The sequence below is a fragment of the Sphingopyxis sp. QXT-31 genome, assembly GCF_001984035.1.
Classification (GTDB): Bacteria; Pseudomonadota; Alphaproteobacteria; order Sphingomonadales; family Sphingomonadaceae; genus Sphingopyxis.
The window spans coordinates 3,219,228-3,240,435 of the sequence record NZ_CP019449.1 but is presented as its reverse complement, the minus strand read 5'-3'; the positions used below and the strand labels follow the sequence as shown (position 1 = coordinate 3,240,435).

Genomic DNA, 21,208 nt, shown 5'->3' with positions numbered 1-21,208 from the left:
TCAATATTTCATCCGAAAAGAAGCAATGACGCGCGTCTCTGACCCGGTCCGTCATCCTCCGGGCGAACAGGTTGGTCTTCGCCCCATCCCGGCAGAGCCCGCGCCTCCGGCCTTCGCTGGAGGGCGACTGCGGCAGCGCGCGCGGGCCTCGCAATGGCCTGGCGTGCGGCTATTTTCCGCCGGGGCTCTGCCCCTTTGCATCGCGAGGCAAAATAGCCTTCGCCCGCCATCCTTCGCTGCGCTTCGGCCGCCCGGACTCTGTCCGTGCGGTGCGGACCCGCACCCGCCGCCGCGGAGGCGTCGCCGCGAAGGCCGCGAGAGGCGCGGCCGCCAGATGCGAGAGACGCCATGACCGACCTGTCCGACCTTCCCGAACGCGGCGAACCGCATGAACCCGGCGCCAGCGCTTATCTTCTTCAGGAAATGCAGCTCTACGGCCATCGTCCCTATGACGACGAACCCGACGGAAGGCCGCTTCCCGACGACCGGCTTGCCGGCGGCGCCGTCGCCGACATCTTCGACGCGATGACGAGCTGTCTTATCGACACACGCATCGAGCCCGATCTCGAGGATTTGCTCTGGAACATTGTCAATATCTTCCACCGCGCCGGCGAGCGGATCGAACGCGACCTCGATCGCAACGAACAGGCCCAGCGCGAGCAGCAGCGCGAGCAGGACGGCAGTGAAATCCGCTCGGTCGAACTGGAGCGCAAGATCGCCGAAGGCATCACGATGATCGAGCGCCGCGACACCATGGAATTTTTCCGCGAATGCGCCGCCGAGCAATTCCGCCTTCATGTCCGCAAGGCGTGGATGCCGCGCACCGGATCGCGCGCACAGCACAAGACGCTGACCGCGTCGATGATCGACAGCCGTGATTTTCTCGACAAACGGCTGCGCGAAAAGGCCGCTGTATTGATCCCCGAAGGCACCCGCGTCGCCTTCAGCGGTGGTCCCGCCTGCAACGATCACCAGCATATCTGGGCCGCGCTCGATCGTATCCATGCCCGCCACCCCGACATGGTGCTGATGCATGGCGCAACGCCCACCGGGGCCGAGCGCGCCGCCGCCTGCTGGGCCGATACCCGCCGCGTGCCGCAGGTCGCTTTCCGGCCCGACTGGAACCGCCACAAGAAGGCCGCGCCCTTCAAGCGCAACGACCGGATGATCGACGCGATGCCCGCCGGGCTGGTCGTCTTCTCGGGCACCGGCATCCAGGACAATCTCGTCGACAAGGCGCGCGCCTTCGGCATCCCCGTCTGGGATTTTCGCGTGCCGCCCGAAACTTGACGGCAAATTTGACTGCAACATAGCTTGCCATCGGGCGAGCGGACTTACAGGGTGAGAATAGTCATGCGAACCGATCTCGATCATCTACCGCCGAACAAGCAGCGCGAACTCGAGCGCGTGAAGGCGATCATCTTCGAAGAGTTCGAGGATGCGATCGCGCTGGCGACGATGGGCTGGAAGAAGAAGGGCCGGATCGAAAAGCTGATCCTCTACGGCAGCTATGCCCGCGGCGGCTGGGTCGACGAGCCGCATACCGCCAAGGGCTATCGGTCGGATTTCGACCTCCTCATCATCGTCAACGACAAGCGCCTGACCGAACGCGTCGATTTCTGGCTGAAGCTCGAGGACCGGCTCATTCGCGAGCTAGCGATCGACAAGACGTTGCACACGCCGGTCAATTTCATCGTCCACACGCTCCAGGAGGTGAACGACGGGCTCGCGCATGGGCGCTATTTCTTCATGGACGTCGCGAAGGACGGCATCGCGCTCTACGCATATGACGACAAGGAATTGCACAAGCCCAAGCCGAAGACGCCCGAGCAGGCGCTCGCGATGGCGCAGGAATATTTCGACGAGTGGTTTCCGCTCGCCATGCAGCGGTTCGAATTATCGGCAGTAGGTCGAGAGAAAGGCTTCCTGAAGCCCGCAGCGTTCGACCTCCATCAAAGCTCCGAATTCCTCTATCACTGCGTTCTGCTGGTCTGCACCTTTTACACCCCGCATGTTCACAACCTTGGTTTCCTCCGCACACAGGCCGAACGCATCGATATGCGGCTGGTCAATGCTTGGCCGCGCGAGACGCGCGCCGATCGCGCCCGCTTCGAGAAGCTGAAGGAAGCCTATGTGAAGGCGCGCTATTCGAAGCATTACCGCATCACCGAAGAAGAGCTGCTTTGGCTCGGCGGCTGCGTCGAGGAACTGGGGCGTGCGGTCCATGCGATTTGCTCGGAGCGCATCGCCGAGCTTGAGGAGCAGTGCCGCCCGGTATGATCGCCGGGCTAGTCGGCGGTGCTTTCCGCCTTTCGCAAGGCGTCGGCGATCATCGCGGCGACTAGCAATCGCCAACTGTTAGGTGCAGCGATCGTGTTTGGCTAATCCTTGCCCATGAACCGCTTGAAACGCTCACGGCCTTCGACCGTTTGCACCGCGACGTCGGCGTTCGTGCATTCATCGCCGCGCGTCGAGCCGGCCCGGCAGTCGGCGACGACCTTTCGCGCCTCATCGAGATTCGCCTCGAAATACTGGGTGCTGCGCGGCTCGCTTTGACCGCAGGCGGACAGGATCAACCCGAGTGACAGGATAGCGGAATGTCGCAAATTCATTCTCCAGCCAGAAAATCGGAAGGAGAATATAGCCGCCGAGACCTTGGACGAAAGGCGAACTGGAACCAGATCTGGTTCTATTTCCCCAGGTCGATCAGTCTCCTAATCCGCCCTTCCTATGCCGCCTGCGCTTCATAGCCGGCTTCGCGGATCGCCGCGATGAGCGACGCGCTGTCCGCGCCGGTCTCGACGCTGACCCGCCTTTCGGGAATGTCGGTTTCCACCTTGGCTTGCGTATCGATGCCCTGGATCGCCTTGGTGATCGAGCGCGCGCAGCCGCCGCATGTCATCCCGGGGATATTGAAACGGATCGTCATTGTACCTCCAAACTTCGATTGAAGCTCGAAGATGGGGCTTGCCATCGTGGCAAGGTCAATGCCCCGAAGTGCATTTTCTTCCCCTTGACCTTCCCATCGTTGGAAACCCCACATCCCGGTCGAACGAGCAGATCCGGAGAAATATGTGATGTCCGATGTTATCGAGTTGAGGCAGAAAAGCGATGTTCCCACCACCGGTCCGGAGCGTCTGAGCGTCGCCGTCGCCGGCATGACCTGCGCCTCCTGCGTCGGCCATGTCGAAAAGGCGATCGGCAAGCTGCCGGGCGTAACCGGGGTCGCCGTCAATCTGGCGACAAACCGCGCCGACGTGACATTCGCTGGAGCGTCCGATCCCGGCGCTGTCGTGCAAGCAGTCGAGCGCGCCGGCTACGAGGTGCCCGAGGCCGATGTGGAAATCGGCGTCGCGGGCATGACCTGCGCCTCGTGCGTCGGGCATGTCGAAAAGGCACTGTCCAAGGTGCCGGGCGTCAGCAGCGCCACCGTCAATCTGGCGACCGAAAAGGCCAGCATTCGTTATCGCGCCAGCATCGCGTCGCTGGAAGATTTGGAGGCCGCGATCAGCGCCGCCGGTTATGAACCGCGCCGGGTCGAGGGCGACAGCGCATCGCCCGATCAGGAAGCTTCGGCGCGCGAGCAGGAACTGGGCAGCCTGCGCCGTTCGCTGTTTCTCGCGGCGGTGTTGGCACTGCCGGTGTTCATCCTCGAGATGGGCTCGCACCTCATTCCCGCTGTCCATGATTTCGTCATGGGTACGATCGGGATGCAGACGAGCTGGCTGATCCAGTTCGTCCTCATCACACTGGTGCTCTTCGGGCCCGGGCTGCGCTTTTTCCAGAAGGGTATCCCGGCGATCCTGCGCGGCAACCCCGACATGAACTCGCTCGTCACCTTGGGGACGAGCGCCGCTTGGGGCTATTCGCTCGTCGCAACCTTTGCTCCCGGCGTCCTGCCGTCCGGCACCGCCAACGTCTATTATGAAGCGGCGGCGGTGATCGTCGCGCTGATCCTGCTTGGCCGCTATCTCGAGGCCAGGGCGAAGGGGCGGACGTCGGAGGCGATCAAGCGGCTGGTCGGGCTTCAGGCGAAGACCGCGCGCGTCGTGCGCAACGGTGCGGCGCTGGAAGTCGCGCTCGCCGATGTCAGGACCGGCGATATCGTCCAGGTCCGTCCGGGCGAACGCGTGCCGGTCGATGGCGAGGTCGTCGACGGCAATTCCTGGGTCGACGAGTCGATGATCACCGGCGAGCCGGTTCCGGTCGCCAAGGCCGCGGGCGCGGCGGTCGTCGGCGGCACGATCAACAAGACCGGCGCTTTCACCTTCCGTGCGACCAAAGTCGGCGGGGATACGGTGCTGGCGCAGATCATTCGCATGGTCGAGCAGGCGCAGGGATCGAAGCTGCCGATCCAGGCAATAGTCGACAAGGTCACCGCCTGGTTCGTCCCCGCGGTGATGGGGATTGCGGGACTGACCTTCCTCGTCTGGCTCATCTTCGGCCCCGATCCGGCGCTGACCTTCGCCTTGGTGAATGCGGTCGCGGTGCTGATTATCGCCTGCCCATGCGCGATGGGGCTCGCGACCCCGACCTCGATCATGGTCGGCACCGGCCGCGCCGCCGAGCTGGGGGTGTTGTTCCGCAAGGGCGAGGCGCTCCAGACGCTGCGTGACGTGACCGTCATCGCGCTCGACAAGACGGGCACGCTGACCAAAGGTCACCCCGAACTGACCGACCTTGAACCGGCCGCGGGCTTCGGGCGCGATGAAGTGCTGGCGCTGGTCGCCAGCGTCGAAAGCCAGTCCGAGCATCCGATCGCCGAAGCCATCGTGGCGGCCGCGAGCGCGCGGGGGCTTGACGTTCCATCGCCTGCGGCGTTCGAAGCCATCCCCGGTTACGGCGTATCGGCAAAGGTCGGCGGCCGTGAGGTTCAGGTCGGCGCCGACCGGTTCATGACCAGGCTGGGCCATGATGTGTCGGCCTTTGCCGCCAAGGTCCGCGAACTCGGCGCGCAGGGCAAGTCTCCGCTCTATGCCGCGATTGACGGCAAGCTCGCCGCGGTGATCGCGGTCGCCGATCCGGTCAAGGACACGACGCCCGAGGCGATCCGCGCGCTGCACGCCCTCGGGCTCAAGGTCGCGATGATCACCGGCGACAATCAGGCGACGGCCGATGCCGTCGCGCGCACGCTCGGGATCGACGAAGTCGTCGGCGAAGTGCTGCCAGACGGCAAGGTCGATGCGATGAACCGGCTGCGTGCTGGCGGCCGCAAGGTGGCTTTCGTCGGCGACGGCATTAACGACGCCCCCGCGCTTGCCGAGGCCGACGTCGGCCTGGCGATCGGCACCGGCACCGATGTCGCGATCGAGTCCGCCGACGTCGTGCTGATGTCGGGTGACCTGCGAGGAGTGGTCAACGCAATTGCGCTGTCGAAGGCGACGATCCGCAACATCCAGCAGAACCTCTTCTGGGCATTCGGCTATAATGCGGCGCTGATTCCCGTCGCCGCGGGGGCGCTCTATCCGCTGAATGGTACGTTGCTGTCGCCGGTGTTCGCCGCCGGCGCGATGGCGTTGTCGAGCGTCTTCGTGCTAAGCAACGCACTCAGGTTGAAGACCTTCCGGCCGGTGATCGCTGCCGACAAGGGAAAAGAAGGAGAGGCGGCATGAACATCGGCCGCGCCGCGAAAATATCGGGCGTCTCTCCAAAGATGATCCGCTATTACGAACAGACGGGTCTCATCCCCAAGGCTGCGCGTCAGGACTCGGGTTACCGCGACTATGACGACGCCGACGTGCACCGCCTGCGCTTCATTCGGCGCGCGCGCGATCTCGGCTTTACCGTGGAGCAGATCGGCGAGCTGCTGGGCCTCTGGTCCGACCGAAGCCGCGCCAGCGCCGACGTCAAGGCATTTGCGCTCGGGCATATCGATCGGCTCAAAAAGAAAGTGGCTGAAATCGAGGCTATGGTCCGCACACTCGAAACGCTTGCGGATCACTGCCACGGCGACGACCGGCCCGATTGCCCGATTATCGAAGGGTTGGCGGAAGAGGGCGGTGCGACGCCGCATCTTGAACCGCGCCAACCCCGACGCTTCGGTAGGTCCGGCGGGCAATAGGTGCGGCGGCAAAAACCAGTCGGCTGAAACTGACGCGCTGACGCAGCTTTAGAATTCCGTTAGCCCTTCTCGGGCGCAAATCAGACCGCTTTGCGCCTGATGTCGGTCGTTACTCCTCCAACGCTAAGTCCGGAAAAGCGGACATCAAATGTTCGGTGCTAGTTCGGCTTTGATTGCTGACGCGCGAGCTCTTTCCGAGGTCATATCGTATCCTCCCTCCAAACCAGCGGAACCGACCGTAGATTTTGTAGGGCACTCGTTGGCGCTTGCATGTCGGAATTTCCGACATTATAAGAGGGCAATGTAGAGAAATCGTGTGAGGTTCGAATGGCGACTATTGCTCCCCCCGTTCCGACGATTACCGCCTTTCCGAAGAACGATGTCATCAAGGCATTGGTCGACGAATTGCTTGAGGTCGCCCGCACTGAGGCACAATTGCGAGGCATCTCGCTTCCGCAGGATGAAGCTGGCGCCAGGAATGCGCCGGTGCCCCTCGATTCTCTCTCGATAGTCGACACGCTGTGTGCGATCGAGGCGGTGATCGGCTTCGAGTTGCGCGACAATATCGTTCAGACCGGCGGCTATGTCTCGGTCGAGGACGCGCTCGGGCATCTGGTGCCCCGTATCGAAAAGGTCTGGATCAAGAAGAAGGGAGTCAAGCCGTGACACAATTGTCGCTGGGGCAGTCGGCCGATGACGAGGCTGAGCGGCGCCGGCTGGGCGACCGATTGCGCGAAGCGCGGAAATATCTGGGCCTGAAGCAGGACGAGGTGGCTAGCTATCTCAAGATACCGCGCACGGCTTTGACGGACATCGAGAGCGGTCAACGTCGTGTGGAGGCGATCGAACTCACGCGCCTCGCCAAGCTCTATCGACAGTCCGTTGCCTATTTCACCGGCGAGGACGAGGCGTCGGCGAGCTTACCGGCCGATGTCGCCCATCTAGCGCGGCGCGTCGTCGACCTGTCGATTGAGGATCGCGCCGAACTTGGCCGCTTTGCCGAATATCTGAGGGCGCGATCGTCGGGCAAGGCGGCCTGAGCCGTGGCGCGCGACTATACCAGCGCTGTCCGGGCAGGCGTGATGGCGGCGGGCCGCCTTCATCGCCAGCTAGGCACCCAAGCTCTGATCGAACAACATGGCGGCAACGTGGATGTGTTTGGCGCGATCCATGCGCTCGACCTGCCGCTGCTGTTGCGCCCGCTCAAGGGCCTGCTCGGAGCCTATCTCAGTGAACCGGCACCCGGCGTGCTGGTGACGACCGAACGGCCGATGAGTATTCAGCGTTTTACTGCCGCGCATGAGCTGGGACATTTCTCGATGCGGCACGAACCGAGCCTCGACGACGAGAGCATTCTGCGCCGAATGCCGATGAGCCCGGAACCTGGGAACCAGTTCCAGGAAACCGAGGCGGATGCGTTCGCGATCGCCTTCATGATGCCCAAATGGCTCATCGCCCAGCATTGCGCACGGCAGGGCTGGACCGTCGCCGACCTCCGCCGACCAAATGTCGCTTATCAGCTCTCGCTGCGCATCGGCGCCAGCTACGAGGCGACCTGCCGTACATTGGTCCGCTACGATCTCATCTCAGATACGATCATGCGCGAGCTTCTCGACACCAAGCCCCGGAGCCTTAAGGTGGATTTGCTCAAGGATTATCGCCCCGAAAATTATCGAGGCGATGTCTGGCTGCTTACCGAGCACGACCAAGGCGTGCGCCTCGACGGCAGTCGCAATGATCTGTTCGTGCTGCGTCTCAAGGAGCATAGCGGCGGTGGCTATCTTTGGGATCTCGACCAGCTGATCGCGAGCGGCTTTGCCGTGGTGCGCGATGAGCGCGAAGCGTTCGATGCCGAAGCGATCGGTGGGCCGGTCGTTCGCCGTGTCACCGCAGCAGCTGAAGCAGCAGGGCGCGGTCGCATGTCGCTCAACGAACGGCGTCCTTGGCAGCCAGCGGCCGCGCATGCCAACTTTACGATCGACTTCGATCTTACCGGCCCGGAGCAGGAAGGCCTTTCCCGCGCCGAACGGCGTCATCTCCTTGAGGCGGCCTAACAAGCATGATCGCAATCAAGACTGATCTTCGGCACCTGCTCGGGCCGGTGCGCGATCAGGGCGCGCGGCCGACTTGCCTCGCCTTCGCCGCGAGCGATGGACACGCCGCTTTGCGCGATGGTACGCCGCTCTCTTGCGAATATGCCTATTTCCATGCCCAGCGCCGCGGCCGCCGCGCAGCCGATCAGGGCGCAACGCTATCCACGATGCTTGATGCGCTGCGGCTAGACGGACAGCCTGCCGAAAGCGGGTGGCCCTATCTCGACATCGTGCCGGGCGATCAGTGGGCGCCGCCCGCCATGGCCGGACCGTGCTTCGGTCGGAAAGGCGGTACTGCCACTCTCGATTTCTCTTCGATTCTGGCTTCACTCGATGCCAACCGACCAGTGCTTCTGCTGTCCACCTTGTCGGCCTCTTTTTTCCAGCCGACCGGCGAGGGATTGGTCGATCCAGCGAATGACGAGATGCCCGATGCCAGCCTGCGCCACGCGATCCTCGCGGTTGGCCATGGCCTTGCCGACGGGCAGAGCGCGATTTTGGTGCGCAACAGCTGGGGTGTCGGCTGGGGCGTTGCAGGCCATGCTTGGCTCACCGAGAAGTTCCTGAAGCCGCGCTTGTTCGCGACGGCGATCCTAACGGAAGAGATCGATGTACCTTCCCATTCCGCCGCAGCCTGATTGCGTATCCGCCTGGCGTGAAGCCGTCGCGCTCGTTGATGCCCGGCCAGGCCATCACGATTTCAATGTCGTCATCGACGTGGCTAATCCGCTCGCGCGGGCCAGCCTCGCCGATCCGGTGGTCTCAGCCGTCGACGAATTTTTCAGCAAGCACGGCGCCAAGCGCATCGAGACCGTTGCCAACACGATCTTCCCGGCCGCCCTCTATCACCGATACGGATCGCCGCTCTTCTTCGACCGCTTCCGAGACAATGTCTTGCCGAAGGTGCGCAACAAAGGTGATCGGTGGTCGGGCTACTATTTCGAGCGGATGATGCAGCTGCCACAGCTCAAAGGCGAACCGATCAACCAGCTGACGGACATCATCCGCCGCCTCAAGGATCCATCGATCAGCGCGCTCAACAAGTTCGAACTTAGCGTGTTCGATCCCGCGCGCGACGTCGATGATTCACCCTATGGCGGCCAGTGCCTCAGCTTCGCGAGCTTCAAGCCGATCGGCGACGGCAGCAACCGGAGGCTGGCGCTGACCGCGATGTACCGGAACCACTATTATATCGAAAAGCTGCTCGGCAATCTGATCGGTCTCGGCCGATTGATGGCATTCGTCGCCGCCGAAGCGGGGATCGCGCCAGGGCCGCTGACGATCCTGTCCACTCATGCAACAATCGACACTGACAAATGGAACCGGACCGACATCAAGGCGCTGCTTGCGGCCTGCGATCAGGCCAATGCGCAGGTCGCAGCGGCCGCATAGCGCGGTTCGAGCGGAAGTTCAGGCGCGCGAGGGGTGTTGGCGATGCCGTACAGGTCGAACATACCATCGATAAACTCGCGCTGACCGCCATAGCTCGGATGACGGATAGCGGTGGTCGGAATGTCGAGCCCGTCGAGCGCCAGATGGGCGTCGCGGCCAATCGCGATGATCCGCTTGGGTTGAAGCATCGACACCAGCGCCTGCAACAGGGGCCAAGTCGCTTCGCGCTCGGCGCGCGTGTGGCAGCGATTGGACATTGGATCGTCCGCTTCGTGCGGATGGAAGGGAAACACGTTCCAGAGCATCACCGGCTGGCCGATCCGGCTCAGCACCTGCCAGACGATCGCGGCCGTGCGCTCGGCGATCGCCGGTCCCTCGGTGGCGCGCTCCAGCGCTATGCCGCCCATCAGCGCGGCGGCATGGGTCAGATGCACCTCGTCGGTGAGCGGCACGCCGGTCCTGCGGCCGCCGCGATAGCCAAGGTCGCGGGCGATCCAGATCGTCTCCACGCGCGCGTCGAGCGCGGCAGCGATTACACCCTCCAGATTGGCCCGGCGTCGGGCGGCCGCATCGCGACGATCATGGATCGAGCATCGATCGCGCCATGGATTGAAGACCGAGGGCAGGTCAGCAGCCGCGAGCGCCGTTACAAAGCTTTTGGGGGTCATCACGGCAACTCCTTGATACGCAAGCGGCGGCGGGCGAAATCGATACCGATTCGCGCCCGTCGGTTCTTCTGGAGGAAACGAAAAGCCGCGTAGCCTTGGAGAATTGCCTCCTCCCAGAGCCATAGCGGGCAGCGGTCAGCCTCGTAGCCGGCGACGAATTGGCGAACATGTTTGAGCATGTCCAGCGGAAGTCCACCTGGCTTCACGCCTTCGAAGAAATTGAGCTGCTGGGCCTGTCCGAATAGCCAAGACGTTACCCCTTCCTCGATCAGTATAGCCCGAGCACCATCCTCGGCGTCGTCCAGCTTGGGGTCGCTCTTTCGCTTGAGTCGGAGCAACGCACGAATGACAGGCGACCAGCCTAGCACCGCGACATAGGCATAGTGGAAGACGTCGTGGAACCGATAATCGTCCGGTTCCATGGCGTTATCGGTCAGCCGATCCCCGACATATACGCCGCGCGAGCGCTGGTAGACATAGACTTGCCCGCGCACCGTGCGCTCATAAACGTCGACTTCCATCGTCCGCGGAAGTTGTTCCTCGGCATCGTTACTCTCGTCGAACGCTGGAGGATATTGCCGTTCGCGGGGCCAGCGGTCGAATATCTTCTGGAGATTCTTGATGGCGGCCCCTTCCAGCGTAACGCCGGAATCAGTGGCGGCTTGGATCAAACGGCGCATGATCGCCACCATACTCTGGGCCACGGCTGCGCGGTGGCCCGGCTGACCGGCGCCGTCGATGTCGCGGGCCAGGAGTCCGACCTCGCCTGCCAGTCCCAGCAGCCCATGCTCGAACTTCGGCATCGGTGCCTTGGCGAGCGGCATATGCGCTGGTTGCAGCGCGTGCAAACTGAGGGCGGCATTGGCCCCGGCGCGGTAGACGCCGTCGGCGACCAGCGCGGCGGCTGCGATGTCGCTCAGCGCTAGCCGATGTCGGCGCGCAACCGCGGCGAGATACCAGAGCACATCGCCAATCTCCTCGGCGACCGCCTCGGCGTAGCCCAGATAGGACGCGGCATCTCGCTGCTTCTTCTTGGCTTCGGCGAGTAGGCTGCCGGTTTCGCCGACCAGACCCAGCATCGTAAAGCCGATCGTCCCTGGACCCTTGCGTTGATCGGTCCGCGCTGCCTCGCGAACATATTGATCGATGGTCAACGCTTCGAAGTCGTCGGCCATTAGCTGCGTTTCCGTCGATCGGTGATCGCGCCCTCCGGCACTGTCACGCCGTAGGCTGCCAACGCCCTCAGTACGACCATACGGAGCGGCTCACGGGTATCAAGCGCACGCTGACCGAGATCGCGTTTGGTCGCCGCAGGGACTTGAATTTGGAGATGCTCGTCATCGCCACCGCCCGTCGTTTCGTCAAATTTCATGAAACTATAAAATCATATTTTCATGAAATTTGGAAGCAATGCTTTTCATCGAGATGTTGAGACCGCCCTTGGGGCGTTACAGTTTGGAGAGCCGAGGCAGCGCGGCGCTTGAGCAACTGAGCGAGTGTCGGCTTCTTGGGATCAACAGCCCGAAAGCCGTCGGTCCGCAATTGATGACGTGGACGGCTCTCCAACTCCCCGCGGTATGATCTGCGGGATGAGCTGGAGGAGAGCAACGATGGAGAAGATTGCGACGATCGGGTTGGACATCGCGAAGTCGGTGTTTCAGGTTCACGGTATTGATGCCGCAGGCGAAGTCGTGGTGCGCACCCGATTGCTACCGAGCGGGCGTCAGATGAAGATCTCGGTTTTCCTGAAAGGAAGAACTCTCCTGGGTCGCAAGGCGCGGAAAGCTTCGCGAACAGATCGATGATTGTACGGCAGCGCCAAAAGATCGTTAGTCGGATGGAGTAGCCCGTTACCTTGTGCGGATCATCGAAGGCTGCGAAACGTGATCGACCAGCGCGGGGTCGGCATCGCCGCAATGCTGTGTTCCCACTCGTCGCGAATCTCGCCCTGCATATGATAGATCGAGCGTGGCGCGAGTTCGGCCGTGCGGCGCTCGAACCGGTCGGCGCATCTACGACGATAGCGCATGGTGGCCGTCGATCCGAGCGACACGCCGATCACATTCTCGAAGACCGGGCGATCTTTGTGCCAGCCGATCCCGGCACCGATCCCGTATTGGATGAGGAGCGCCTGCTCGAGAGCGGTGTTTGGGAGACCGGCAAAGTCTGCGGCGCGTTCGCGGAGCGGTTCGAGCCACGCGGGAATGGGGTCGCCCGGCGCAAAGCGGCCTGTCTGGAAATCGTAGGTCCAGCCGAACGAGCGGGTAAGCCGCTTTCCTTCCCATAGTTGGAACTGGAACGGGGTAAGATTTGCCGCTTCGACAAGGGCGATCAGACTTTGCTCCTCACCGGGAGCGACGAAGTCATTGCAGTAGCTAAGACCGGCAGGAAGCGACGTGCCGAACAGATCGGCTTGGCACCCGGGCATGGTGCGATCCAAGCTTTGCGTTGTCACAGTGGCAGATCGGCTTGCGCGCGAAGAGGCTCGACGAAAAACGTGTGGCGCGGCGGCTCTTCGAACAGCACCTCGTTGGGCTGCGTGCCATCGAGCCAGTGCATGACGTTGCGCCGCTCGACGATAACGCCGTGCCGCGTCTGGTAGGGAAGCACGTCCGCGCCGGCCGGGATGGTGAGGATCCGGTAGGAGAGCGGCCAGTCGGCAAGCGGGGGATCCCAGATGGCGGCAAGATAAAAGAAATTACCGCTGTCGAGCGTGACCCTGTACCTGTGGTCGCCGGTGCCCATGCGGAACTCAGACGCCGGGATCAGGCAGCGGCGCTTCGGAAAGACGCGGCCTTCGGAGCGGACGAAGCGGAAATTGACGCCGTCCGAGAAACGCGGATCGCTTCCCCAGACCGCCTCGACCATTTCGACCTCATTTTCATCCTCGGGATTGCGCCTTATGAGCGCACGTCGTCCGCCGTCCGGGGCATCGGGATCGAAAGGGGTTGGCGCTATTCCCATACGTGGAACATAATGGGAACGAAGATGAGTCGCAAGGGCCAGGGAACTTCTGCGAATGTGCAATGATTACAGGCTGGAAGTCGACATCGCCTCGATCGCCGAGGATTTCGACGACCTCCAGATCAAGATCAAGATGCCCGAGGGCGCGCCGAACGTCCCGGCGCGCGAGGATGTGCGAATCACCGACATGGCCCCGATCGTGAAGGCGAGTGACGGCGATGCGGTCGGCGAGCTCGTCAACCGGCGCTGGAGCTGGCCGGGGCAAGGGAGCAAGCCCGTCTACAATATCCGCTCCGAAGGGCGCGATCTTGGCGCGCAGCGCTGCCTCGTCCTCTGCGACGGCTTCTATGAATTCACCGATCCGACCGACAAATCGCAAAAGCGCCTCGATAAGTGGCTCTTCACGATGAAGGATCATCGCTGGTTCTGCATGGCGGGGATCTGGCGCGATGCCTTTGTCGGCGAAGCCTTCAGCCTGCTCACGATGGACGCCGGTCCCGATATCGCACCCTATCATCATCGCCAGATCATTCCGCTGCCGCGCGATCGTTGGGCGGACTGGCTCGATCCGCGCGTGCCCGCGGCTGATATTCTGCAATGGCTTCCCGAAGGCAGCCTCGAGGTTCGCCAGGTCTATGGCAAACCGCCGGCGCAGGGAGCGCTTGCCTTATGAGCGACCATGACGGGCTCGATCGCTTCGTCGAGGCGCAGGCGGAGATTTATCCGCGGGCTCTCGGCGAGATCGGCCGTGGCCAGAAGCGCTCGCACTGGATGTGGTTCATCTTCCCGCAGCTCGCCGGGCTCGGGCGAAGCGCCATGGCGCAGCATTATGCGATCGCCGATCTGGGTGAGGCCCGCGCCTATCTCGCGCACCCGCTCCTCGGTGCCCGCTATTCCGAATGCGTCGCGGCGCTCCAGGATGTCGCGCTGAGCGATCCCGTCGCGGTCTTCGGCGAGGTCGACGCGGTGAAGCTGCGCTCGTCGCTCACCTTGTTCGAGGCGGCGAGCGATCGCCCCTTGTTCGCGGCGGCGCTCGATCGCTGGTTCGGCGGGGTCCGCGACGAGCGGACGCTGGCGCGATTGGCGCGCGCCGCCGATCGCTAGGCCGCCGGGTCCGAAGCTTTGGGGGTCAGGATCAATGTCCGGCCTTCGACGCGCCAAGACTTCAGCTGCGAGAGGAAGTTCATGCCGAGGACGTCGGTGTCGCCGAGTCCCGGCGAAATGACGATTTTCAGCTTTCGCGCCTCGATGCCGCCGATTCGGAGCCGGTCGACGGTGCCCGCGTCGGCGCGCACGGTGCCGTTCGCGGTTTTCATGAGCAGAGGCACGAGCGTCGCATCGGCCTTAACGCCCCCGGCCGCAGCGGTCGCCTCGGACAGCGCGGTGACCGTGGCGCCGCTGTCGACCAGCATTCGCCGCTTTGTGCCATTGAGTTCGACCTCGGCCCAGAAATGCCCGTCGCGGCTCATCGGAATGCGGACCTCGTTGCCGACGACCTCCTGCGTGTCGAGACCGAGGTTAGCGGTGATTCGCGACAGATTGGGATCGAAGGGCGCCTGCTGAAGCACGAGGAAAATGCCGAAGGCGAGGAGCGCAAAGGAGAAAAGCGCGCGAAGGACGCGGCCGACATAGGGAATCTTGAACAGGATGACGAGAATCAGCGCGGCGCCGACGGCGTAGATCGCGAGTTCGTTCCAGGGAAGATCGGTGGTGATCGGCATGAATTTATCCGCCCGATTATAGCGGCGAAGGTGTCGCGTCACTGAATGATCCACAGTGGGCCGCCGCAGGTCGCTTGACGTCCGTTCCGACAGGGTAGAACATATAGGGAACATTTGAGTCGAACCGGATATGACCGCACCGCCTTTCACGCAGCCCCGGCCAAGCGCCGAGGAGCTTCAATCGCTTCGCGAGGCGGTGGCGCGCGCCCAGTCAGTACGCGGGCCGGTGCTGCCGTTCGGCGTTGGCCCGCTCGACCATCTTCTCAGCGGCGGCGGGCTCGATGGCGCGGGCCTCCATGAGGTTGCGGCCGCCTCTGCGAGCTGGAGCGACGACGCGGCGGCGACCTTGTTTGCTGCCGGGATCGCCGCGCGCTTCGCGGCGCCGGGCCTGTCGGCGCTCTGGGCGCTGACCCGCTTCGATCTTTATGCCCCCGGGCTTGAACAGGCCGGGCTCGGGCCTGAGCGGGTGCTTTATGCGCAGGGGAAGACCGACAAGGAACTGCTTGCGATGTGCGAGGACGCGCTTCGCGACGGGGCACTCGCCTGCGTGGTGGCCGAAGTGAAGGCGGCCGACCAGACCGCGACGCGCCGGCTGCAGCTCGCGGCCTCCGAAGGCAAGACGCCGATGCTGCTCTATCGCCGCTACCGGCGTTACGGCCAATGCCCGCTCACCGATCTCTCGCTGGCCTGCACGCGCTGGCGGATCGGGAGCCTTGCCTCGTCGCCGCTTACGATGCCCGGCGTCGGGCGCGGGCGCTGGTCGGTCGAGCTTGTCCGCCAGCGCGGCGGGCCGCCTTTTTCCCTCGAACTGGAGGCGTGCGATGACCAGGGTCGCCTCGCTCTTCCTGCCGCAACTCGCGATCGAGCGATTGCGGCGGGCGGCGTCGATCTCGCGCTCGGGCACGCCGCCTGAGTTCGCGCGGCTCGAACCGCGCTTGCCCGAGCCCATCGACGATAACCCCGGAGCCTGTTCAGTGCCGCGCGGCGGCGGCTGGCGACCGGGCGCGCGCTGGGCCCAGGAAAACTCGGCGCATGCACGGCCCGACCGGGCCGCTATCGATGCGCTGCCAGCACACCAGCGGCCGCCGATGCGCGAGCTGGGACGGCGAAGCGAAGCGGCTGCGCCGGTCTTTCGCATGGCACGCAGCGACGACGGGAGCGCGGCGACAGGCAGCGCGCTTCCGATAGCTATTCCGTGGGGCGCCCGCCCGACGATCCTCGTCGCGCGCTCCGGCCAGCGCGATATCGTCACTGCCGCTTGCCCTCTGGCGCTCGATCTCGGCCTCGCGCCCGGCCTGGCGGCAGCGCATGCACGAGCGCTCGTGACCGATCTGGACGTGCTCGATGCTGCTCCCGAGGCCGATGCGGCGTGGCTTGACCGCCTGGCTCTCCATGCGGTTCGGCACTGGACGCCGACTGCGGCGGTGTCGGGAAGCGACGGGCTCTGGCTCGACCTCACCGGCACCACCCACCTCTTCGGCGGCGAGGCGCGCTTCGCCTCGCGGCTTGTGTCGTTCCTGCGCCGCCTCGGTTTCACCGCGCGCGTCGCGATCGCCGGAACCCCCGGCGCCGCGCACGCGCTCGCGCGCTTTGGCGGCGCGGCGACTTTGGTTTTGCCGGAAAGGGAGGAAGGGGAGGCGCTTGCGCCGTTGCCGCTTCGCGCGCTCCGGCTCGCGCCGGAGGCGCTGGCGGCGGCAGCGCGCTTCGGGATCGAGCGGATCGTAGACCTTTATCCCATGCCGCGCGGGCCGCTCGCGCGCCGGCTCGGGCGCGGCGCGGTCGAGCGGCTCGACCAGGCGCGCGGGCATGTGCCCGAGCCAATCGTGCCCGTCGTGCCGTTCGAGATGCCTTTCGTATCGAGGCGGCTCGTCGAGCCGATCGCGACGGCCGAGGCAATCGAGCAGGTGATCGCCGATCTCGTCGGCGATCTTGTCGCCGATCTGCACGAACGCGGCCTTGGCGTGCGCACGGCGGTGCTCAGCTGCGAGCGCGTCGATGCGCGCGAGCAGCGCGTCGCGGTCGGGACGGCGCGGGCGACGCGCGACACTAAGCATCTGCTACGCCTCTTCAAGCTCCGCATCGACCGGATCGAGCCCGGGCTAGGGATCGAGGCGATGGCGCTCGCCGCGCCGCAGGTCGATGCGCTGACGCCCGAGGCGATCGGCGCGGGGCTCACGGACGAGCCGCGGACGCCCGATATTGCGCCGCTCGTCGACCAGCTTGCGGGCCGCGCGGGCGAGGCAGCGCTGTTTCGCCTCTCGGCTATCGAAAGCGACGTGCCCGAGCGCGCGATCGGCCGTGCCGGCCCGCTCGCAACGCCGGACGGCTGGCCGGCCTGGGTCCGGCCCATCCGTATGCTCGCGCGGCCCGAGGCCCTGTCGGGCGTCGTCGCGCTGCTCCCCGACCATCCGCCGCGCCGCTTCGCGTGGCGCGGGCGGAGCTACCGCGTCGTCGCGGGCGACGGACCCGAACGCATCCATGGCGAATGGTGGCGGCGCGCGGGCGAGATGTGGGCGGTCCGCGACTATTTCCGGGTGGAGGCGGAGAGCGGCGAGCGCTTCTGGCTGTTCCGCCGCGGCGACGCACAAGAGGGAAATACCGGCGATTTGAGCTGGTACATGCACGGCGTGTTCGGATGACGACCTATGTCGAGCTCCAGACGACCAGCCATTTCTCCTTCCTGCGGGGGGCTTCGGCGCCCGAGGAGATGTTCGCAGCGGCGGCTTTGCTCGGTCATTCGGCGCTCGGGCTCTGCGACCGCGGCAGCGTCGCCGGCATGGTCCGCGGTCTCTCGGGGCAGGAGGCGACGGGAGTCCGGCTCATCCCGGGATCGCGGATCGATCTTCGCGACGGCCGTTCGCTCTTGCTCTATCCCAAGGATCGCGCCGCCTGGTCACGGCTGACCCGGCTGCTGACGCTAGGCAAGGCGCGCGGCGGGAAAGGCAATTGCTGGCTCGACTGGACCGATGTCGCGGCATGGGCCGAAGGGCTGGTTGCCATCCTGCTTCCCGATGCCGCCGGCGAGCGGACGCGCTTCGACCTTGGCGAACTGCGGGATGTTTTCGGCAGCGATGCCTATCTGGCGCTTGCGCTCCGGCGGCGCCCCGGCGATTTCGCGCGGCTGCGCGCGCTCGACGCGCTAGCCCGCGAAGCGCGCATACGCTGTGTGGCGTGCGGAGACATTCTCTATCATGCCCCCGAGCGCCGGCCGCTGCAGGATGTGCTGACCGCGATCCGCGAAAAGACGACCGTCGACGCGCTCGGCTTCAAGCGCGAACGCTTCATGGATCGCGCTATGAAGTCGCCCGCCGAGATGGAAAGGCGCTTCGCGCTCTTTCCTGACGCGATCCAGGCGACCGCCGACATCGCCGCGGCCTGCCGCTTCGACCTCGCCGAGATCCGCTACCAATATCCCTATGAGGAAGTGATGGCGGGGCGGAGCGCGCAGGAGGCGCTCGCCGCGCTCACCGAGGAAGGCGCGGTTCGTATGTTTCCGGGCGGCGTGCCGCCTGCCTATCGGAGACAGATCGATCATGAGCTGCGGCTGATCGGCGAGCTTGGCTACGCACCCTATTTCCTGACCGTCAACTCGATCGTCGCCGAGAGCCGGCGGCGCGGGATCCTGTGCCAGGGTCGAGGGAGCGCGGCGAACAGCTGCGTCTGCTTCCTGCTCGGCGTGACCTCGATCGATCCGATCAAGCATGAGTTGCTCTTCGAGCGTTTCGTCTCGGGGGAACGCAAGGAACCGCCCGATATCGACGTCGACTTCGAGCATGAGCGGCGCGAAGAAATCATCCAGTGGATTTACGACACCTACGGGCGGCATCGCTCCGCGCTGACCGCCGTGGTCACACGCTATCGGACGCGCGGCGCCGTGGCCGAGGTCGGCAAGGCGCTCGGACTGCCGCGCGACCTGACGAAAATGCTCACCGGCCTCGTCTGGGGCTGGTCGGTTGACGGCATTCCCGAGGAACAGATCGCCAGCCTCAATCTGAATGCCGACGATCATCGCCTGAGACTGACCCTCGATCTCGCGCGCCAGCTGATCGGAACCCCGCGCCACCTGTCGCAACACCCCGGCGGCTTCGTGCTGACCGAGGAGCGTCTGGACGACCTCGTCCCGATCGAACCGGCGCGGATGGAAGACCGGCAGATCATCGAATGGGACAAGGACGATATCGACGTTCTCAAATTCATGAAGGTCGACGTCCTGGGCCTTGGGATGCTGGGCTGCATGAACCGGGCCTTCAACCTGCTTCGCGATCATAAGGGTATCTCGGTCGGTATGGCCGACCTGCAGGACGACGATCCGGCGGTCTACGGCATGATCCAGAAGGCCGATACATTGGGCGTCTTCCAGATCGAGAGCCGTGCGCAAATGTCGATGCTGCCGCGGATCAAGCCCAAATGCTTCTACGATCTGGTAATCGAGGTGGCGATCGTGCGTCCGGGTCCGATCCAGGGCGACATGGTCCATCCCTATCTTCGTCGCCGCGAAGGCAAGGAGAAGGCCGACTATCCCAAGCCTGAACTCCGCGCCGTACTCGAAAAGACATTGGGTGTGCCGCTCTTCCAGGAGCAAGCGATGAAGGTTGCGATCGTCGGCGCGGGTTTCACGCCCGCCGAGGCCGATCAACTTCGCCGAGCGATGGCGACCTTCAAACTCACCGGCGGCGTGTCGCATTTCTACCACAAGCTGGTCGGCGGCATGGTCGAGCGCGGCTATCCGAAGGACTTCGCCGAGCGAACCTTCAAGCAGATCGAGGGCTTCGGGAGTTATGGCTTCCCCGAAAGCCACGCGGCGTCGTTCGCGAAGATCGCTTATGCGTCCTGCTGGATGAAGTATCATCATCCCGACGTCTTCTGCGCCGCGCTGCTGAACGCCCAGCCGATGGGCTTTTATGCGCCTGCGCAGATCGTGCGCGATGCCCGCAATCACGGAGTCGAAGTGCGGCCTGTCTCGATCAACCACAGCCACTGGGATTGCACGCTAGAGGAAACCGGTGACCGCTATCTCACGGTGCGGCTCGGGTTTCGCCAGGTACGCTCGCTTGCCAATGTGCACGGCGCGGCGATCGTGGGTGCGCGGGGCGATGTGCCTTACGACTGCGTCGAAGATGTCTGGCGACGCGCCGGCGTGCCGCGCGCCGCGATCGAGCGGATCGCCGAAGCCGATGGCTTTGCCTGCCTTGCCGAGGATCGGCGCCAAGGTCTCTGGAAGGTTCGGGGTCTCGGCGAAGCGCCGCTCCCGCTGTTCGCGGCGGCGGATGCCCGCGAGGCGAGCTTCAGCCCCGAGGGGCTCGAACCGGAAACTTCGCTACGGCCGATGACGGAAGGGCGTGAGGTCGTCGAGGATTATCGAACGCTGCAACTTTCGTTGCGCGCGCATCCGCTGAGCTTCTTGCGCAAAGAGCTTGGTGGCATGGGCATCGTCCGCTGCGCGGATCTCGCCCATATCAGGGATGGCCGCAATATCGAGGTCGCCGGGGTGATCCTCGTTCGTCAGCGCCCCGGCTCGGCCAAGGGCGTCCTGTTCGTAACGATCGAGGATGAGACCGGCATCGCTAATGGCATCCTTTGGCCCGACCGCTTCGACATTTACCGGCGGCAGATAATGTCGGCCTCGATGATCGCGATGCGCGGGCGGCTCCAGAAGGAAGGCGAAGTTATCCACATCATCTGCGACCGTATCGTCGAACACGACGCCATGTTGCGCTCGATCGCGCAGGGCGATGTGTCCATAGCGTCGGGTCGTGGGGATGGGGCGCGTAACGGTTGGGGGCCGGACTCGCGCGACGCGCCGCTTCGCATCCGGAGCCATGATTTCCATTGAATGGACCGAAATACGCATTGACCCACCGAAAGCCGGCCGACTACTAACGGCCAAGGACCGGACGAAGCTGCGCGAGGAGCGGGCCTTCGCACTGATGGCGCTCGGTCACTGGATCGGCGATATCCATCAGCCGCTTCACCATCGCCTATCGCGCGGTCGATACGCTCCAGGCCAATCGCAATCTTGTCGCGGTGAAGAATTGGGTCGCGACGGCCCCGGCGGACTGGGCCAATGAATCCTATTCGATCACCCTCGCGCCCGCGACCGCCTATTGCACCATCGTCGGGGCGAACTGCCAATATTCGGCCGCTGCGCTGAAGCAGACCAATCCGAAACGTATCCAACGGATCGATCAGGCCTATCTCGCAGCCTATCAGGGTGCCGCATCCGAGCAGGTTGCCAAAGCGGGCTTCCGCCTCGCGCATCTGCTCAATCTCGCGCTCGATCCCGCTTATGGCGGCCCGACCTGACGGCAG

At 64.3% G+C, this 21,208-nt stretch carries 25 protein-coding genes; 17 read left to right on the top strand and 8 right to left on the bottom strand.

Annotation, left to right across the window (positions count from 1 at the left end):
• The first annotated feature begins 348 nt into the window (after positions 1 to 348).
• Positions 349 to 1,290, top strand: coding sequence for a DUF2493 domain-containing protein (locus tag BWQ93_RS15575; protein ID WP_077031307.1), 942 nt, complete (start codon positions 349 to 351; stop codon positions 1,288 to 1,290).
• A gap of 63 nt (positions 1,291 to 1,353) precedes the next feature.
• On the top strand, positions 1,354 to 2,280 hold the full coding sequence (locus BWQ93_RS15570) for a HEPN domain-containing protein (protein ID WP_077031306.1): 927 nt from the start codon (positions 1,354 to 1,356) through the stop codon (positions 2,278 to 2,280).
• 101 nt (positions 2,281 to 2,381) lie between these two features.
• Here BWQ93_RS15570 and BWQ93_RS15565 read toward each other — a convergent pair whose 3' ends face one another.
• Complete coding sequence (locus tag BWQ93_RS15565) at positions 2,382 to 2,612, bottom strand: EexN family lipoprotein (protein ID WP_077031305.1); 231 nt, start codon at positions 2,610 to 2,612, stop codon at positions 2,382 to 2,384.
• Positions 2,613 to 2,728: 116 nt separating this feature from the next.
• Positions 2,729 to 2,929, bottom strand: a complete 201-nt coding sequence (locus BWQ93_RS15560; protein WP_077031304.1) for a heavy-metal-associated domain-containing protein — start codon at positions 2,927 to 2,929, stop codon at positions 2,729 to 2,731.
• A gap of 148 nt (positions 2,930 to 3,077) precedes the next feature.
• On the opposite strand from BWQ93_RS15560, the gene BWQ93_RS15555 reads away from it, so the two are divergent.
• The 7 genes from BWQ93_RS15555 to BWQ93_RS15525 all read left to right on the top strand — a co-directional run bounded on the left by BWQ93_RS15555 (position 3,078) and on the right by BWQ93_RS15525 (position 9,546).
• Positions 3,078 to 5,612, top strand: a complete 2,535-nt coding sequence (locus BWQ93_RS15555; RefSeq protein ID WP_077031303.1) for a heavy metal translocating P-type ATPase — start codon at positions 3,078 to 3,080, stop codon at positions 5,610 to 5,612.
• Positions 5,609 to 6,061 carry a Cu(I)-responsive transcriptional regulator gene (gene cueR, locus BWQ93_RS15550; RefSeq protein ID WP_077031302.1) on the top strand — a complete coding sequence of 151 codons (453 nt, stop codon included), beginning with the start codon at positions 5,609 to 5,611 and terminating at the stop codon, positions 6,059 to 6,061. Before BWQ93_RS15555 ends, cueR begins: the two co-directional genes overlap by 4 nt.
• A gap of 327 nt (positions 6,062 to 6,388) precedes the next feature.
• Positions 6,389 to 6,727 (top strand): hypothetical protein, encoded by a 339-nt coding sequence (locus BWQ93_RS15545; RefSeq protein ID WP_077031301.1) that lies wholly within the window; start codon positions 6,389 to 6,391, stop codon positions 6,725 to 6,727.
• Complete coding sequence (locus tag BWQ93_RS15540) at positions 6,724 to 7,101, top strand: helix-turn-helix domain-containing protein (protein WP_082660387.1); 378 nt, start codon at positions 6,724 to 6,726, stop codon at positions 7,099 to 7,101. The genes BWQ93_RS15545 and BWQ93_RS15540 overlap by 4 nt, the downstream gene beginning before the upstream one ends.
• Before the next feature lie 3 nt (positions 7,102 to 7,104).
• Positions 7,105 to 8,115, top strand: coding sequence for an ImmA/IrrE family metallo-endopeptidase (locus tag BWQ93_RS15535; protein WP_077031300.1), 1,011 nt, complete (start codon positions 7,105 to 7,107; stop codon positions 8,113 to 8,115).
• A 5-nt stretch (positions 8,116 to 8,120) separates the two neighbouring features.
• Positions 8,121 to 8,792, top strand: a complete 672-nt coding sequence (locus BWQ93_RS15530; RefSeq protein ID WP_077031299.1) for a C1 family peptidase — start codon at positions 8,121 to 8,123, stop codon at positions 8,790 to 8,792.
• On the top strand, positions 8,764 to 9,546 hold the full coding sequence (locus tag BWQ93_RS15525; protein WP_077031298.1) for a hypothetical protein: 783 nt from the start codon (positions 8,764 to 8,766) through the stop codon (positions 9,544 to 9,546). Before BWQ93_RS15530 ends, BWQ93_RS15525 begins: the two co-directional genes overlap by 29 nt.
• Here the strand turns inward: BWQ93_RS15525 and BWQ93_RS15520 are convergent.
• Genes BWQ93_RS15520 through BWQ93_RS15510 form a run of 3 tightly spaced genes read right to left on the bottom strand, consistent with a single transcriptional unit; the run spans position 9,513 to position 11,586 of the window.
• Complete coding sequence (locus BWQ93_RS15520; protein ID WP_077032457.1) at positions 9,513 to 10,214, bottom strand: uracil-DNA glycosylase; 702 nt, start codon at positions 10,212 to 10,214, stop codon at positions 9,513 to 9,515. The two genes, BWQ93_RS15525 and BWQ93_RS15520, sit on opposite strands and share 34 nt — an antisense overlap.
• Positions 10,214 to 11,389 (bottom strand): nucleoside triphosphate pyrophosphohydrolase family protein, encoded by a 1,176-nt coding sequence (locus BWQ93_RS15515; protein WP_077031297.1) that lies wholly within the window; start codon positions 11,387 to 11,389, stop codon positions 10,214 to 10,216. Before BWQ93_RS15515 ends, BWQ93_RS15520 begins: the two co-directional genes overlap by 1 nt.
• Positions 11,389 to 11,586, bottom strand: coding sequence for a hypothetical protein (locus tag BWQ93_RS15510; protein WP_077031296.1), 198 nt, complete (start codon positions 11,584 to 11,586; stop codon positions 11,389 to 11,391). The genes BWQ93_RS15515 and BWQ93_RS15510 overlap by 1 nt, the downstream gene beginning before the upstream one ends.
• Before the next feature lie 238 nt (positions 11,587 to 11,824).
• On the opposite strand from BWQ93_RS15510, the gene BWQ93_RS15505 reads away from it, so the two are divergent.
• Positions 11,825 to 12,019, top strand: a complete 195-nt coding sequence (locus BWQ93_RS15505; RefSeq protein WP_156878259.1) for a hypothetical protein — start codon at positions 11,825 to 11,827, stop codon at positions 12,017 to 12,019.
• A gap of 59 nt (positions 12,020 to 12,078) precedes the next feature.
• On the opposite strand, the gene BWQ93_RS15500 is transcribed toward BWQ93_RS15505, so the two are convergent.
• The gene (locus BWQ93_RS15500; RefSeq protein ID WP_335693814.1) at positions 12,079 to 12,654 is read right to left on the bottom strand and encodes an alpha-ketoglutarate-dependent dioxygenase AlkB; all 576 of its coding nucleotides are present in this window, start codon (positions 12,652 to 12,654) and stop codon (positions 12,079 to 12,081) included.
• Positions 12,655 to 12,665: 11 nt separating this feature from the next.
• Positions 12,666 to 13,082, bottom strand: a complete 417-nt coding sequence (locus BWQ93_RS15495; protein WP_077031293.1) for an SOS response-associated peptidase family protein — start codon at positions 13,080 to 13,082, stop codon at positions 12,666 to 12,668.
• Between the two features lie 151 nt (positions 13,083 to 13,233).
• Here BWQ93_RS15495 and BWQ93_RS15490 point away from each other — a divergent pair, with 151 nt between their 5' ends.
• Together BWQ93_RS15490 and BWQ93_RS15485 are read left to right on the top strand one after the other, a co-directional pair.
• The gene (locus BWQ93_RS15490; protein WP_077031292.1) at positions 13,234 to 13,851 is read left to right on the top strand and encodes an SOS response-associated peptidase; all 618 of its coding nucleotides are present in this window, start codon (positions 13,234 to 13,236) and stop codon (positions 13,849 to 13,851) included.
• Positions 13,848 to 14,282: a DUF1810 domain-containing protein gene (locus BWQ93_RS15485; protein WP_077031291.1), complete on the top strand. Its 435-nt coding sequence runs from the start codon at positions 13,848 to 13,850 to the stop codon at positions 14,280 to 14,282. Before BWQ93_RS15490 ends, BWQ93_RS15485 begins: the two co-directional genes overlap by 4 nt.
• Here the strand turns inward: BWQ93_RS15485 and BWQ93_RS15480 are convergent.
• The gene (locus tag BWQ93_RS15480) at positions 14,279 to 14,899 is read right to left on the bottom strand and encodes a retropepsin-like aspartic protease family protein (RefSeq protein WP_077031290.1); all 621 of its coding nucleotides are present in this window, start codon (positions 14,897 to 14,899) and stop codon (positions 14,279 to 14,281) included. The two genes, BWQ93_RS15485 and BWQ93_RS15480, sit on opposite strands and share 4 nt — an antisense overlap.
• Before the next feature lie 130 nt (positions 14,900 to 15,029).
• On the opposite strand from BWQ93_RS15480, the gene BWQ93_RS15475 reads away from it, so the two are divergent.
• Genes BWQ93_RS15475 through BWQ93_RS15455 form a run of 5 tightly spaced genes read left to right on the top strand, consistent with a single transcriptional unit; the run spans position 15,030 to position 21,202 of the window.
• Positions 15,030 to 15,812, top strand: coding sequence for an ImuA family protein (locus tag BWQ93_RS15475; RefSeq protein WP_077031289.1), 783 nt, complete (start codon positions 15,030 to 15,032; stop codon positions 15,810 to 15,812).
• A complete protein-coding gene (locus BWQ93_RS15470) occupies positions 15,721 to 17,538 on the top strand; it encodes a DUF6504 family protein (protein WP_156878258.1) in 1,818 nt (605 codons plus the stop codon). Before BWQ93_RS15475 ends, BWQ93_RS15470 begins: the two co-directional genes overlap by 92 nt.
• Positions 17,535 to 20,732 carry an error-prone DNA polymerase gene (locus BWQ93_RS15465; protein WP_077031288.1) on the top strand — a complete coding sequence of 1,066 codons (3,198 nt, stop codon included), beginning with the start codon at positions 17,535 to 17,537 and terminating at the stop codon, positions 20,730 to 20,732. Before BWQ93_RS15470 ends, BWQ93_RS15465 begins: the two co-directional genes overlap by 4 nt.
• Positions 20,659 to 20,967: a S1/P1 nuclease gene (locus BWQ93_RS21525; RefSeq protein ID WP_083720943.1), complete on the top strand. Its 309-nt coding sequence runs from the start codon at positions 20,659 to 20,661 to the stop codon at positions 20,965 to 20,967. Before BWQ93_RS15465 ends, BWQ93_RS21525 begins: the two co-directional genes overlap by 74 nt.
• Positions 20,924 to 21,202 (top strand): hypothetical protein, encoded by a 279-nt coding sequence (locus BWQ93_RS15455; protein WP_077031286.1) that lies wholly within the window; start codon positions 20,924 to 20,926, stop codon positions 21,200 to 21,202. Before BWQ93_RS21525 ends, BWQ93_RS15455 begins: the two co-directional genes overlap by 44 nt.
• The last annotated feature ends 6 nt before the right edge of the window (positions 21,203 to 21,208 follow it).

Coding starts and splice junctions, on each gene's coding strand:
- cueR (WP_077031302.1), top strand. CDS start 5,609: ATGAACATCGGCCGCGCCGCGAAAATATCGGGCGTCTCTCCAAAGATG.
- BWQ93_RS15575 (WP_077031307.1), top strand. CDS start 349: ATGACCGACCTGTCCGACCTTCCCGAACGCGGCGAACCGCATGAACCC.
- BWQ93_RS15515 (WP_077031297.1), bottom strand. CDS start 11,389: ATGGCCGACGACTTCGAAGCGTTGACCATCGATCAATATGTTCGCGAG.
- BWQ93_RS15480 (WP_077031290.1), bottom strand. CDS start 14,899: ATGCCGATCACCACCGATCTTCCCTGGAACGAACTCGCGATCTACGCC.
- BWQ93_RS15530 (WP_077031299.1), top strand. CDS start 8,121: ATGATCGCAATCAAGACTGATCTTCGGCACCTGCTCGGGCCGGTGCGC.
- BWQ93_RS15465 (WP_077031288.1), top strand. CDS start 17,535: ATGACGACCTATGTCGAGCTCCAGACGACCAGCCATTTCTCCTTCCTG.
- BWQ93_RS15495 (WP_077031293.1), bottom strand. CDS start 13,082: ATGGTCGAGGCGGTCTGGGGAAGCGATCCGCGTTTCTCGGACGGCGTC.
- BWQ93_RS15560 (WP_077031304.1), bottom strand. CDS start 2,929: ATGACGATCCGTTTCAATATCCCCGGGATGACATGCGGCGGCTGCGCG.
- BWQ93_RS15545 (WP_077031301.1), top strand. CDS start 6,389: ATGGCGACTATTGCTCCCCCCGTTCCGACGATTACCGCCTTTCCGAAG.
- BWQ93_RS15475 (WP_077031289.1), top strand. CDS start 15,030: ATGACCGCACCGCCTTTCACGCAGCCCCGGCCAAGCGCCGAGGAGCTT.
- BWQ93_RS15510 (WP_077031296.1), bottom strand. CDS start 11,586: ATGAAATTTGACGAAACGACGGGCGGTGGCGATGACGAGCATCTCCAA.
- BWQ93_RS15525 (WP_077031298.1), top strand. CDS start 8,764: ATGTACCTTCCCATTCCGCCGCAGCCTGATTGCGTATCCGCCTGGCGT.
- BWQ93_RS15485 (WP_077031291.1), top strand. CDS start 13,848: ATGAGCGACCATGACGGGCTCGATCGCTTCGTCGAGGCGCAGGCGGAG.
- BWQ93_RS15555 (WP_077031303.1), top strand. CDS start 3,078: ATGTCCGATGTTATCGAGTTGAGGCAGAAAAGCGATGTTCCCACCACC.
- BWQ93_RS21525 (WP_083720943.1), top strand. CDS start 20,659: ATGGGGCGCGTAACGGTTGGGGGCCGGACTCGCGCGACGCGCCGCTTC.
- BWQ93_RS15570 (WP_077031306.1), top strand. CDS start 1,354: ATGCGAACCGATCTCGATCATCTACCGCCGAACAAGCAGCGCGAACTC.
- BWQ93_RS15520 (WP_077032457.1), bottom strand. CDS start 10,214: ATGACCCCCAAAAGCTTTGTAACGGCGCTCGCGGCTGCTGACCTGCCC.
- BWQ93_RS15565 (WP_077031305.1), bottom strand. CDS start 2,612: ATGAATTTGCGACATTCCGCTATCCTGTCACTCGGGTTGATCCTGTCC.
- BWQ93_RS15490 (WP_077031292.1), top strand. CDS start 13,234: ATGTGCAATGATTACAGGCTGGAAGTCGACATCGCCTCGATCGCCGAG.
- BWQ93_RS15505 (WP_156878259.1), top strand. CDS start 11,825: ATGGAGAAGATTGCGACGATCGGGTTGGACATCGCGAAGTCGGTGTTT.
- BWQ93_RS15470 (WP_156878258.1), top strand. CDS start 15,721: ATGACCAGGGTCGCCTCGCTCTTCCTGCCGCAACTCGCGATCGAGCGA.